This window comes from Acinetobacter sp. CWB-G5, assembly GCF_019209785.1.
Classification (GTDB): domain Bacteria; phylum Pseudomonadota; class Gammaproteobacteria; order Pseudomonadales; family Moraxellaceae; genus Acinetobacter; species Acinetobacter johnsonii.
Window position 1 is genome coordinate 482,775 of sequence record NZ_JAHUTF010000002.1, and the last position, 12,355, is coordinate 495,129.

At 41.5% G+C, this 12,355-nt stretch carries 11 protein-coding genes; 7 read left to right on the forward strand and 4 right to left on the reverse strand.

All coding sequences use genetic code 11. From position 1 onward, the window contains the following. Nucleotides 1–2: 2 nt before the first annotated feature. Entirely contained in the window at nt 3–554 is a 552-nt protein-coding gene (locus KVY11_RS06365) for a hypothetical protein (RefSeq protein ID WP_218288455.1), read from the reverse strand. A 106-nt stretch (nt 555–660) separates the two neighbouring features. Next, on the reverse strand, nt 661–2,178 hold the full coding sequence (locus tag KVY11_RS06370; protein ID WP_218288456.1) for an acetyl-CoA C-acetyltransferase: 1,518 nt from the start codon (nt 2,176–2,178) through the stop codon (nt 661–663). 241 nt (nt 2,179–2,419) lie between these two features. On the opposite strand from KVY11_RS06370, the gene KVY11_RS06375 reads away from it, so the two are divergent. The 5 genes from KVY11_RS06375 to dnaX all read left to right on the forward strand — a co-directional run bounded on the left by KVY11_RS06375 (nt 2,420) and on the right by dnaX (nt 9,032). Further along, nucleotides 2,420–3,811, forward strand: a complete 1,392-nt coding sequence (locus tag KVY11_RS06375) for a 3-oxoacyl-ACP reductase (protein ID WP_218288457.1) — start codon at nt 2,420–2,422, stop codon at nt 3,809–3,811. Nucleotides 3,812–3,961: 150 nt separating this feature from the next. Beyond that, nucleotides 3,962–4,816, forward strand: a complete 855-nt coding sequence (locus KVY11_RS06380; RefSeq protein WP_218288458.1) for a MaoC/PaaZ C-terminal domain-containing protein — start codon at nt 3,962–3,964, stop codon at nt 4,814–4,816. A 68-nt stretch (nt 4,817–4,884) separates the two neighbouring features. Next, on the forward strand, nt 4,885–6,135 hold the full coding sequence (locus tag KVY11_RS06385) for a serine hydrolase (RefSeq protein ID WP_218288459.1): 1,251 nt from the start codon (nt 4,885–4,887) through the stop codon (nt 6,133–6,135). 72 nt (nt 6,136–6,207) lie between these two features. Beyond that, nucleotides 6,208–6,663 (forward strand): copper resistance protein NlpE N-terminal domain-containing protein, encoded by a 456-nt coding sequence (locus KVY11_RS06390; RefSeq protein ID WP_218288460.1) that lies wholly within the window; start codon nt 6,208–6,210, stop codon nt 6,661–6,663. Between the two features lie 260 nt (nt 6,664–6,923). Then, on the forward strand, nt 6,924–9,032 hold the full coding sequence (gene dnaX, locus KVY11_RS06395) for a DNA polymerase III subunit gamma/tau (protein ID WP_218288461.1): 2,109 nt from the start codon (nt 6,924–6,926) through the stop codon (nt 9,030–9,032). Here dnaX and KVY11_RS06400 read toward each other — a convergent pair. Together KVY11_RS06400 and KVY11_RS06405 are read right to left on the reverse strand one after the other, a co-directional pair. Next, nucleotides 9,025–9,468 carry a thioesterase family protein gene (locus KVY11_RS06400; RefSeq protein ID WP_058869707.1) on the reverse strand — a complete coding sequence of 148 codons (444 nt, stop codon included), beginning with the start codon at nt 9,466–9,468 and terminating at the stop codon, nt 9,025–9,027. The genes dnaX and KVY11_RS06400 overlap by 8 nt on opposite strands. 50 nt (nt 9,469–9,518) lie before the next feature. Beyond that, a complete protein-coding gene (locus tag KVY11_RS06405) occupies nt 9,519–10,679 on the reverse strand; it encodes an iron-containing alcohol dehydrogenase (RefSeq protein WP_218288462.1) in 1,161 nt (386 codons plus the stop codon). Nucleotides 10,680–10,793: 114 nt separating this feature from the next. Between KVY11_RS06405 and KVY11_RS06410 the strand changes: the two genes are divergently transcribed. Then, the gene (locus KVY11_RS06410; protein WP_218288463.1) at nt 10,794–11,303 is read left to right on the forward strand and encodes a low molecular weight protein-tyrosine-phosphatase; all 510 of its coding nucleotides are present in this window, start codon (nt 10,794–10,796) and stop codon (nt 11,301–11,303) included. 13 nt (nt 11,304–11,316) lie between these two features. Beyond that, nucleotides 11,317–12,354 (forward strand): UDP-N-acetylmuramate dehydrogenase, encoded by a 1,038-nt coding sequence (gene murB / locus KVY11_RS06415; protein ID WP_218288464.1) that lies wholly within the window; start codon nt 11,317–11,319, stop codon nt 12,352–12,354. The last annotated feature ends 1 nt before the right edge of the window (nt 12,355 follow it).

Here is a 12,355-nt window from a genome sequence, read left to right on the forward strand (position 1 = left end):
TCTTATGTGAATTTTCTGACATTGAAAATATAAGGGATCATCAAGGCAAAAAGAACCGTGAGGGCATAGTGTAAGCTATTCACTACAGCGCTAATATACGGATGAGCAAAGCCTTTTAGATAGACCATGGTTGCGCCTTTCTTTGTACTGGAATCTGTGTATGGGATTTCATCACTGATCAAAAACCAGCTTAAGCAGAAAAAGAGCAACATAAAAATAAAAAACAATAAGCCTAACGGGCTAAACATTGAACGTTTCTGTGTATTCAGTTTTGCGTAGTGTGGTTTAATGTGCTGGATTTGTTGTCTGTTGAGCTGTACGCGAAAATAATTGATAAAAATAACGACAATACATATGAAAGTACATATAGCAAAAAAGTCATTGAGAAATTTATGTGGACTGGATAAGTTGGATGCGATAGTACTTGGAAACATGCCTTGAAAGTGAACATCAAAACTGACTATAAGGAGTGCTAGTCCTAAGGGAATGAGGTAAAAATAATAATAGCGAATGGGTGTATTGAGATAAGCCAACAATGGGGATGAATTTCGCATAGCTTTGTATTTGGTTATTTTATATTTTTATCTATAGAGCAAATTGATTGTTTTGACCAGTTAAAAAGCACCCCAAAAGAGGTGCTTTTTAACGGCGAAGGTGAGATTATTTTTCAATAATCGCTGTTACACCTTGGCCACCAGCAGCACAAATTGAAACCAGTACGCGACCTGAACCTTTTTGGTTAATCAACTTCGCAGCAGTAGCAATGATACGGCCACCAGTTGCAGCAAATGGGTGACCTGCTGCAAGTGAAGAACCTTTTACGTTGAGTTTAGTGCGGTCAATTGAACCGAGTGGAGCATCTAAACCTAAACGGTCTTTACAGAATTTTGGATCTTCCCAAGCTTTCAACGTTGAAAGAACTTGCGATGCAAATGCTTCATGAATTTCGTAGTAGTCGAAGTCTTGAAGTTTAATGCCAGCACGCTCAAGCATACGTGGAACTGCATAAGCAGGTGCCATCAATAGGCCTTCTTTTTTCTCAACGAAATCAACCGCAGCTGTCTCTTGGAAGGTTAAGTAAGCAAGCACTTCGTGACCGTTTGCTTTTGCCCATTCCTCAGATGCTAAAAGCACACAAGACGCACCATCCGTAAGTGGTGTTGAGTTACCCGCGGTCATGGTACGCGCATCACCTTTACCAAAAGCTGGTTTGAGTTTAGCAAGTTTTTCAACAGTAGAGTCAGCACGTAGGTTGTTGTCACGCTCTAAACCTAAGAATGGTGTGATTAGGTCATCGAAGAAACCTTCTTCGTAAGCCGCAGCCATTTTTTGGTGTGAAGATGCAGCAAGTTCGTCTTGTGCTTCACGTGCAATACCCCATTCAAGCGCAGTAATAGCTTGGTGATCACCCATAGAAAGACCAGTGCGTGGCTCACCATTTTTCGGCGCATCCATCAAGTCTTTTAAGTTGATTTTGGTTAAAGCTTTTAAACGGTCTTTACCCGTTTTTGCAATGTTGAGTTCAAGCAATGCTTTACGTAAACCATCACCAAACGCAATTGGTGCATCAGAAGTCGTATCTACACCACCAGCAACACCCACTTCAATTTGGCCCAGTGCGATTTTGTTGGCAACTAAGAAAGCTGCTTGTAAGCCAGTACCACATGCTTGCTGAATATCGTAAGCAGGTGTTTCTGGTGCAAGTGCAGTGTTTAGTACACATTCACGGGTCATGTTAAAGTCACGGCTGTGTTTAAGTACCGCACCAGCAACCACTTCACCAAGGCGTTGACCTTGAAGGTTAAAACGTTCAACAAGACCGTTTAGCGCTGCTGTGAACATATCTGTATTCGAAGCGGTGAAATATGCGCCATTTGAGCGAGCGAAAGGAATACGGTTACCACCGATAATAGCCACGCGGCGAACAGTGTTTTGACTCATGGTTTGATCCTGTTGAACAGCAGTTTGAGTTTTTGATTTTGAAGCATTTGTAGAAGAAGCGGGGCTTTTACTACGAGTTGACGCAGCACGGGTGCGAGTCGGCTTAGTCGTGTTATTTACTGATTGGGTTGTTGTGCCAGTACTTTTAGTTCTACGAGATGTACTTTTTGATGTATTTGACACAGTTTCCGTAGCAGAATTTTCCACTGCTGGATTTTCTTGAGTTGTTTTGCTCATAAGGCTTTTCCAAGCATGTTAATCTATTCTTAGGGTGTACATTAGCATATTATAAAAAGGGCTGAATTGACTAGAATGACATTGCAACAGGCTTTCAGGTCAAGACATATCATCTATAACTCAAGTATGATTCTATAGAAACCGATGGAACTATTGAAATATAAGACTCTAGACATCACTTTGAAGTTAAAAGGATATCTTTGAATCCATCAACAATTAATTTGTATGAGAGATAAAAAACATGACTGATCAATACCAAACATTCGCAAAATCTCCGATTGGTAAATTTGTCATTAAAAATTTGGGTTTACCTGCACCAACTTTTTTAGACCGTTTTGAGTCAGCAACGCCTGTGATTAAAGGTGCTGTTTTACTGGGTGCAGCAACAAACAGTTCATTATCTGGTGCAATTGCGCAAGTGTTGGCAAATGTTCACGCCAATAGCTATGCAGGTAACAATGCACAGTTACAGCAAGCTGCGGCTCAAGTGGGCTTAAATTTAAGTGCATTTAATGCAGGAGACAAAGAGTCTAAATTCAAAGTTGTTATTTTTGATGCATCTGGCATTGAGTCATCAGAGCAACTCAATGAGTTATATAACTTCTTTAATCCTATCGCACGTCAAGTGGCTGCTTCTGGTCGTGTGATTGTGGTAGGTACTACCCCTGAAACTGCGGGTAGCGTGAAAAAAGCGATTGCACAACGCGCGCTTGAAGGCTTCGTGAAGTCTGTCGGTAAAGAATTTAAAAAGGGGATTACAGCACATTTGATTTATGTGGATGCAGGTGCAGAAGCAAATCTTGAGTCAACTTTACGTTTTGCAGCATCTCCACGTTCTGCTTATGTCTCTGGTCAAGTGATTCGCGTTTCTAAAGCTGCTGTTGTAGATGTAGACTGGGCTAAACCACTGGCAGGTAAAACTGCTGTAGTGACAGGTGCGAGCCGTGGTATTGGCGAAGCGATTGCACATGTCTTGGCACGTGATGGTGCGCATGTGATTTGTTTAGATGTACCACAGCAACAAGCAGATCTTGACCGTGTTGCAGGTGAGATTGGTGGTTCAACACTGGCAATTGATATCACAGCAAACGATGCTGGTGAGAAAATTAAAGCTGCAGCAGCTGCTCAAGGTGGTTTAGATATTATCGTGCATAACGCAGGTATTACCCGCGACAAAACTTTGGCGAATATGAAGCCTGAGCTTTGGGACTTGGTGATTAACATTAACTTGTCTGCGATTGAACGCGTGAATGATTATTTACTTGCGAACGAGGGTTTAAATGCCAATGGTCGTATTGTTTGTGTATCATCAATTTCAGGTATTGCGGGTAACCTAGGTCAAACTAACTATGCTGTGTCGAAAGCAGGTGTAATTGGTGTAGTTAAATTTACTGCACCAACGTTGACGAATGGCATTACCATTAACGCGGTTGCGCCAGGTTTCATTGAAACCCAAATGACTGCTGCGATTCCATTTGCAATCCGCGAAGCGGGTCGTCGTATGAACTCGATGAGCCAAGGTGGTTTACCTGTAGATGTTGCTGAAACCATTGCTTTATTTGCAGCGACAGCATCGACTGGTTTAAACGGCAACGTTGTACGTGTTTGTGGTCAAAGCTTGTTGGGTGCTTAATTTAAAAGCTTGAATTTATCTCTCCTTTAGAGGGGGAGATAAACTCTTTATATTATAAATGGGATGGCATTTTCCCTCATCCCAACCTTCTCCCTGAGGGAGAAGGTGCTTTCAAAAAATATTGAAATAAAAACTTCTCAAAGGTTCAGTATGAAGACTCGCCATTTTAGTCAACTTCCAAAACCATATATGGCTTATCCGAAAGTCATTCAAGGTTTGATCTTTAAAAAACCAAAAGGTGAAAAAGTCTTACCGCAGGTTGAGTATGTGGTGGATTCTTTTAACGTCGATCAAAAGCATTTGAAAGCCTATAACGAAGTATGTGGCTTTAAAAATAATGGTTATATACCTGCGATTTATTTAGCCGTATTATCGCAAAGCCTACAAATGCACATGATGGGGCAAGAGCCGTTTCCATTTCCTGTGCTAGGTTTGGTACATATTCGCAATCAAGTCAAACAAATGCGTAAAGTTGGTGTCAATGAAACCCTCACTTTATCATGTAAATATGGCGCGCTTGAGCCACATGATAAAGGTGTTCAGTTCGATTTTATTACCACAGTGAAAGTTGGCAATGAAGTAGTCGTTGAAGCATTAACCACGTATTTAGCACGTCAAAAGACCGATGGTAAAACAGCACCAAAATTAGTTGAAGCAACGACTCCAGATTATCAGCCGAATGCAGTCTGGGAAGTCTCTGAAAACACAGGTCGTCGTTATGCAATGACATCGGGTGACTTCAACCTCATTCACATTCATGCGATGACAGCAAAAGCCTTTGGTTTCAAACAAGCCATTGCGCACGGCATGTGGAGTAAGGCGCGAGCGTTGGCTTCGATCACATTGCCTGATGCTTATGAAGCAGATGTTTGGTTTAAACTTCCGATGTATTTACCGTCAACTGTCGATTTTATGACTGCTACAGATGGTATAAATACCGCTTTCTTAATTCGAAATAGTAAGAATCAAAAACCGCATGTGACGGGACAGGTCAAAGCACTATAATTTTAAAAAGCCCAGTTTAGATTACACTGGGCTTTTTTATGCCAGCTTAAAAATACAAGGATGTGTAAATGAAAATTTTAAAACAATATTTACAAGCGAATCCGAACCATTACCAAGGCTATGTTGACCCACGTTTTCAAAGTGTTGCCCATCTGTTTAGCCGCTTGCAGGATGCTCGTTCAGCATATGGCGGTGCAGCTTGTGTTTTATATTTTCAAGGTGAAAAAGTTGTCGATATCTATACGGGTTTAGCAGCGGTAGATTCTCCTTGGCAGGCCAATACCATGTCGGTGTGTTATTCGACAGGCAAAGGCGTGCTCGCAACCTTGGCGCATATTTTAGTCAGTCGAGGTGTGCTGAGCTACGACCAACCGATTGCGGATTATTGGCCTGAATTTGCCCAAAATGGTAAAGGAAAGATGACGCTAAGACATGTGTTGAGTCATCAAAGTGGATTATTTGATATTCGTAATAACATTGCCGATGCAACAGAGATGTTGGACTGGGCACATATGTTAGACGTATTTGAAAAGGCACAACCACGCTTTGCAATTGGTGAAGATGCCGCCTATCAACCTTTGTCATTTGGTTGGCTAGTCGGTGGTGCTTTGGAAAAAGCAACGGGGAAACCTTTAACTGAACTCTTCCAAACCTATTTAGTTGAGCCACTTGAGCTAGATGGGGCTTACTTTGGTGCACCCAGTGCTGAATTAAAACGTATTGCGAGGCCCATTACTCGTCCTGTATCTATCCAACCAAATCAAAAAAGTCCAACGAAGGTGCGTAAAGTCTCATTGCTAGATAAAGCGATGCAGTGGTCAGGGCAAGATCCACAAGATTTTCAGGATGGCATGATTCCCAAAGGCATGAAAAAGGTCAGCTTTTACCATGATGATGCGATTCAGGCGATCATTCCCGCAGCAAATGGTGTATTTACAGCCAATAGTTTAGCTAAAGTGTATGCGATGCTATCTCAAAAAGGGATTTGGAAAGGTCAGCAGTTGATTCGTCCAGATGTATTTTCTGAATTGAGTCGAGTGCAATATAGCTATCGAGATCGCGTGATGCCGATACCTATGCATTGGCGCTTGGGGTATCACCGTATATTAACCTTAGGAAAAACCGCAGAGCAGGGTTTTGGTCATATGGGCTTTAATGGTTCAGGGGCTTGGGGCGATAGTGAGCGAGGCTTAAGTTTTGCCTATACACATAACTTTGCTACAGGTTCTTTGACTGGGGATTATCGACTTTGGGCTTTGAGTCAAGAAAGTCTACGCTGTGCAGATGCGGTCTTAAAAGGCAAAAAAGGCTGGTTTTGACAGAACTGAGATTTAGTCAGCGTCTAAGATATGTTATGTTCGTCGCGGTTTAGATTTTTGAATATTTGTGACATGAAGGCTCCCATTCTTATCCCGCTGGTCGCTACAGGATTACTCTTAGGCTGTTCCGAGGCAAATCAAACGCAACATGATCAGTCTAAACTTCAAGTGGCAGAACAAAAGCAGATTATTCCTGCGTGGGTTGGGAGTTATCAGGGGACAATGCCGTGTATGGGATGTTTGTCCCGTTGTGAAGACTGTCCGGGTATGGCAGTTGCACTAGAGCTGCATGAAAACATGACTTATACCCTAAAACGAGAAAGTTTGAGTGGCCATAACGAAATCGAAACTTTGACTGGAGCACTTCGTTTTAATGCTCAAGATCAGCACAAGGTAGAGTTAGTGAATATGACAACGCGAAACTTGCTTTATGTCGATTTAGAAGATCGTGTTTTAGAAATACGTGAAGATGTGACTGGAAAAAAATATCAAATGCAGAGTGATTTTATTTTAGTGAAACCAGCTTAATTTCCTAAATAGCTGTATTTTAGAAATTCATTTTAATATTTACACCTTTTTACTTTTCCAAAGCTCTCACTTTATTTCAAATCCATAATCTAAATACATAAATAGCTTGAGATAGAGAGTGGGATAAAAATGGAGCTAATGGTTTTTGGATTATTGATCTAAATCAGGTTTATAGCTTAGAAATGCGAGAACGGAGTGAAGTAATTCATTCACTCTTTGGCAAAAAAACAGTATGCTTAGGCCTATAAAAAGGAGCATACATGTATCAGGTACTTGCACGGAAATATCGTCCTCGCAATTTTAATGAGCTAGTGGGGCAAAACCACGTTTCTCGAGCACTAACCAGTGCTTTGGAGCGCGGACGTTTGCACCATGCTTATTTATTTACAGGAACGCGTGGGGTCGGAAAAACCACCATTGCCCGTATTTTGGCGAAGTGCTTGAACTGTGAAACGGGTGTGACTTCGACGCCGTGCGAAGTTTGCCCAACCTGTACCGCCGTGAATGAAGGCCGTTTTATTGATTTAATTGAAATCGATGCGGCATCACGGACTAAAGTTGAAGATACGCGAGAACTTTTAGACAATGTTCCTTATGCGCCGACACAAGGTCGTTTTAAGGTCTATTTAATCGATGAAGTACATATGCTGTCTACGCATTCTTTTAATGCTTTACTCAAAACATTGGAAGAACCACCTGAACATGTGAAATTCCTTTTTGCAACGACAGATCCGCAAAAGCTCCCAATTACCGTGATTTCGCGTTGTTTGCAATTTACATTACGCCCGTTGGCTGTCGATGAAATTACCGAGCATCTGGGGAATATTTTAAATAAAGAAAGCATCCAAGCCGAACAAGATGCGATTTGGCAAATTGCAGAGTCTGCCCAAGGCTCATTACGTGATGCACTTTCTTTGACAGACCAAGCGATTGCTTACGGTCAGGGTGCTATCCAGCACCAAGATGTCAAAGAAATGTTGGGTTTAATTGATCGTACTATTATTTATGATTTGATCCTTGCAATACATCAAAATCAAAAACAATGGGTGAGTGAGTTGCTGATGCAATTCCGCCAGCAAGCACTGGATGTATCTTTAGTTTTGGATCAGCTGATTTCGACTTTACATGAATTGGCATTACTACAATATTTGCCAGAACTTAGTCTTAAATATAGTGCTGAAATTAATAAAAAAATCATGCAATTGTCTCAGCAAATTGCTGCGCAAGACTTGCAACTTTATTACCAAATTGCATGTAAAGGACGTGCTGAATTACAGCTAGCAGTCACGCAAGAGCAAGGCTTTGAAATGTCGGTGCTGCGTATGTTGGCGTTCCGTCCATTACAACCGAATGAAGTGCTGGTGGCTCAGACGAATAGCGCTGTAGTTGAATCCGAATCTGTACAACAAACGGCAATACCGACTTCTTCTCCAGAAACGGCTTTGCAGCAAGATGCTCAAACTGTAGATGTTGAAGTGGCATTTGAAGATGCTACGATAAATCAGGACGTAGAGCCTGAGTTTAAGCCTGGACTTGATGATGTCGATCTTTCAGAAAGTGCTGAAGATAATAAACCACCAGTGGACTCATCTCAGCAATCTGATCAAATCGTTTTTGATCCTTCCAGTGATGAAGTGCTATTCGACTTAGATGAAGCAGACGAATTTAATGCGCAAAGCAATGATGATGAACCGAATAGTGATGATTTCTTATTTGATGAAATTGTACCGCTAGAAATAGAAATAGAAACTCAAAATCAAGCACACATTGAACCTGCTGCAGTAATAGCTAAACCCGCTGTGCGAGCGGAGTCGTTTGATTTAGCAAGCGAAGTATTTTCAGTTGCTAATGTTGAGGACTCTCAAGTTGTAGAAAATGAAAGCCAGCAAACTGTTACTGCTATTGTAGAGCCTGCTCAACCTGAACAGGTTTCATCTGCATCAGTCGATTTAATGCCACAAGATATTTTGCAGCTACAACCGCAGCAGTTGGTCGGTGAGTGGACGGTGGAGAAGTGGGAATACTGGTTTAGAAGTAGCGGCTTATCACCCGCGGTACAAGAGTTGGCTCAGCAAGGTTTAATGGCTGGGCAAATTAATGCCGAGTCTGTGTTTATGATTCCACAGCGTTATGAGCAGCTCCTCACCCAATTACGTCATGTCTTAGAAGATGCGCTCAAAGCTGAATGGCCGCAGACGCGTTTTGATGTGAAATATGTAGAAGTTGAAACGATTACGCCTTACACCATGCAGGCGCAGCGCAAGCAAAAAGCATTTCAACGTGCGCATGAGTTACTGCAAAATGAAGATACGGTCAAAGGTCTTGTACAAACTTTTGAGGGTGAATTACATAATATCCAACTTAAGTAATGTCATGGCTTAAGTAGTGGCGCAAAGCACTCCGCATTTCAGAGGGAATCGGGGTGCTTTTTCGTGTTTCACGGTCTACAAAGACATGAATAAAATGTCCTTGAGCTGAAGCAGTTTCTTGACCAAATTTGAAAATGGCAAGTTCGTATGTGAGTGAAGAGTTTCCTATTTTGGAAATAGTCACACCAACATCAATAATCTCAGGATAAGACAACTCATGTAAGAAACTGCATGCTGAGTCGACCACTAAACCAATAATAGGGGATTGGTGAATATCAAAATTTGCTTTTTCAATCAGTAAGGCATTTGCCGCAGTATCAAAATAACTATAGTAGGTGACGTTGTTGACATGGCCATAGAGGTCATTGTCCGACCAACGTGTCTGAATCGGTAAAAAATAATGAAATTGGTCACGTGTCTTTGCAGCTTGTCTCATCGATATCATCCTTAAAATTGTCTTATAAATAGCCTAGTTAATTGTATGGCTTAGCTGTAAATGGCTTGATAAATTTCGCGTGCCTGTTGCCATTCTAGTTCTCTTGGGTTGTTTTGTAGTAGGCGTGTTTGCAACATGGCATCGGTTGCAAGCTGGTCTAGACTGTGTTCAGAAACATTCAATGCCTTGAGTTTTAAGGTTAAACCACTACGGTCCAAATGGTTTTGCATATGATCGACGAAAAGATCAGAAAGACCATCGGTACAGCCTGTACTTTTTGGGTCGAGCCAGCAGATCAGTTCCGCATAATGTTGCTTAGCTAGCGGAAGATTAAACTTTAAAACCTCTGTCAGCACTAAGGCATTACTGTGTCCATGAGAAATGTGAAAATGTCCGCCTAATGGATAAGCAAGCGCATGAACAGCACCTACTGGGGCATTAGCAAAGGCTTGTCCTGCCAACATCGAACCAACCAACATATTTTGTCGTGCTTCTAAATTTCGACCATCTTCTAGCACCAAACTGAGGTTTTGATTCAGTAGTTTTAAAGCCTGTTTCGCCAACATGTCGGCATAGGGGTTTTTCTTGATTTTAGAGGTATAAGCTTCAATCGCATGTACCATCGCATCAATGCCTGTAGCAGCACTAATATGACGCGGTAGGTTTTCAGTAAAAGTCGCATCCAAAATCGCCACATCAGCAAAAAGAACGGGTGCTACGATGCCAGTCTTTGTCGTTTCACCTGTGGTAACGATCGAAATTGGTGTGACCTCAGAGCCTGTCCCTGCAGTGGTTGGGACCAAAATTAAGGGTAGGCGAGGTGCTTGGGCATGATTCATCCCATAAAGATCTGACAAGTGTTGCTGCTGTGCAGGATGGCTGAGGATGGCAATAATTTTTGCAACATCCATAGAGCTGCCGCCACCAAAGCCTAAAACGATATCTACTTTTTGCTGTTTGGCATAATCAACCGCATTTAAAACAATTTGCTCACTTGGATCTGCTTCAACCTCACTGTAAATACTGTAAGTGAGCGAGATATCTTCTAAAATTTCTAAGATGGGAAGGTGAAGATGATGCTTTAACATACCTGCATCAGTAACCAATAACAGATGTTGATAAGGACGTGCTGTTAAAATGTCTCTGAGCTGTTGAATGCTGCCTAAGCCAGAAATAATATTCGGCACAGTTTGAAATTGAAATTGGTTCATATCAGCATCCTTTTTTATATATTATCCAACAATATTGTTTTGTACTTCTATAGGATTCATCCTCTAAATAACTTAACATAAGACACTTGAAAATAAAGCTGTTTCGAGGTGGTTATGTCATTCACAGCGCCCTATAAGGTGTTATGTGTCTGTTTAGGAAATATTTGTCGTTCTCCCACGGCAGAAGTGGTTCTCAGACATTTTTGTGATGCACATCAGCTCAACATCGAAATCGATTCGGCGGGAACCAGTAATTACCATCCCAAGAAAGCACCTGACTTGCGTAGTCAAGAACATGCTTTAAAACGGGGCTATGACTTATCCAGCTTACGCGCACGACAGTTACAGACCTGTGATTTTGTCCATTTCGATTTAATTTTGGCGATGGATCATCGTAATTTTGATGATATTCAAGCGTTGTATCAAACAGCGCAAACTGAATTTGGTACTCAGCCTCTCCGCGCTAAAGTTGCACTCATGTCTGAACATGACGCGCAGTATCCACAGCAAGCTTTACCTGATCCTTACTATGGTGGCTTTGATGGTTTTGAACGTGTTCTTGACCAATGTGAGTCGAGCAGCCAAGCGTGGGTCAGTATTTTTAAACAACAATTTGAACAGTAATTAAGGTTCGTGCATGCAAATCGAAACACAAAAACAGCTTAAACCTTTTAATACGTTAAGCTTAAATGCGATAGCCTCTCATTATGTTCAAATTCACAGTCCAGATGAGCTTGTAGAAGCATTGGATTATGCACAGCAACACGCTTTGAATGTCATGATTCTATCTGGTGGAAGTAATATGCTGCTTCCCGCACAAATTAATGCTTTGGTTGTGCATATGAACATTCTAGGCGTAGAAAACCTGTCTGAAGATGCGAATACCAAAACTATACGGGTCGGTGCGGGTCAAGTTTGGCATGACTTTGTGCTTTGGACGACAGAACATCATTTATTTGGCTTGCAGAATTTGGCGTTGATTCCAGGGCTCGTGGGTGCATCTCCTGTACAAAATATTGGGGCTTATGGTGTAGAGGCCGGTGAGTTCATCGAAAGCGTGCAAGTCTATGACCGACAGTTGAAAACATTTAGCGATATTCAAGCTAAAGACTGTGCATTTAGTTATCGTCATAGTATTTTTAAAGATGATCCAAATCGCTATGTGATTACACATGTGACTTTCAAGTTATTGAAAAAAGAAGATTTGAAAATTAGCTATGGTGACTTAAAACAAGCCGTGGGGGATGAGCTCACTGCTTTTAATTTACAACAACAAGTGATTCAGATTCGTCAAAGTAAATTGCCTGATCCGAAAGAATTTCCTAACGTAGGCAGTTTTTTTAAGAACCCAATTATTAGTCAGCAAGCTTATGACCTTTTAGCCCAACAATTTGAAAAATTGCCACATTATCCGCAGGTGAATGGTGATGTTAAAATTGCAGCAGGTTGGTTGATTGATCAATCGGGCTGGAAAGGTAAGCAGCTCGGTGTTGTCGGGATGTTTGCCAAACAAGCCTTGGTTTTAGTGAATTATGCCAATGCAGATTTGAACGATGTACAGAGTACATACCGTGCAGTACAGCAGGATGTGTATAATAAATTTAAAGTTTTGTTGGAACCTGAGCCTGTGCTATTTAATTCGGCGGGTCTCATCCAATCTCATCAGGATCGTTAAA

Excerpts from the sequence above, each read along its gene's own strand:
- KVY11_RS06365 (WP_218288455.1), bottom strand. The coding sequence starts at position 554 with ATGCGAAATTCATCCCCATTGTTGGCTTATCTCAATACACCCATTCGC.
- KVY11_RS06370 (WP_218288456.1), bottom strand. The coding sequence starts at position 2,178 with ATGAGCAAAACAACTCAAGAAAATCCAGCAGTGGAAAATTCTGCTACG.
- KVY11_RS06375 (WP_218288457.1), top strand. The coding sequence starts at position 2,420 with ATGACTGATCAATACCAAACATTCGCAAAATCTCCGATTGGTAAATTT.
- KVY11_RS06380 (WP_218288458.1), top strand. The coding sequence starts at position 3,962 with ATGAAGACTCGCCATTTTAGTCAACTTCCAAAACCATATATGGCTTAT.
- KVY11_RS06385 (WP_218288459.1), top strand. The coding sequence starts at position 4,885 with ATGAAAATTTTAAAACAATATTTACAAGCGAATCCGAACCATTACCAA.
- KVY11_RS06390 (WP_218288460.1), top strand. The coding sequence starts at position 6,208 with ATGAAGGCTCCCATTCTTATCCCGCTGGTCGCTACAGGATTACTCTTA.
- dnaX (WP_218288461.1), top strand. The coding sequence starts at position 6,924 with ATGTATCAGGTACTTGCACGGAAATATCGTCCTCGCAATTTTAATGAG.
- KVY11_RS06400 (WP_058869707.1), bottom strand. The coding sequence starts at position 9,468 with ATGAGACAAGCTGCAAAGACACGTGACCAATTTCATTATTTTTTACCG.
- KVY11_RS06405 (WP_218288462.1), bottom strand. The coding sequence starts at position 10,679 with ATGAACCAATTTCAATTTCAAACTGTGCCGAATATTATTTCTGGCTTA.
- KVY11_RS06410 (WP_218288463.1), top strand. The coding sequence starts at position 10,794 with ATGTCATTCACAGCGCCCTATAAGGTGTTATGTGTCTGTTTAGGAAAT.
- murB (WP_218288464.1), top strand. The coding sequence starts at position 11,317 with ATGCAAATCGAAACACAAAAACAGCTTAAACCTTTTAATACGTTAAGC.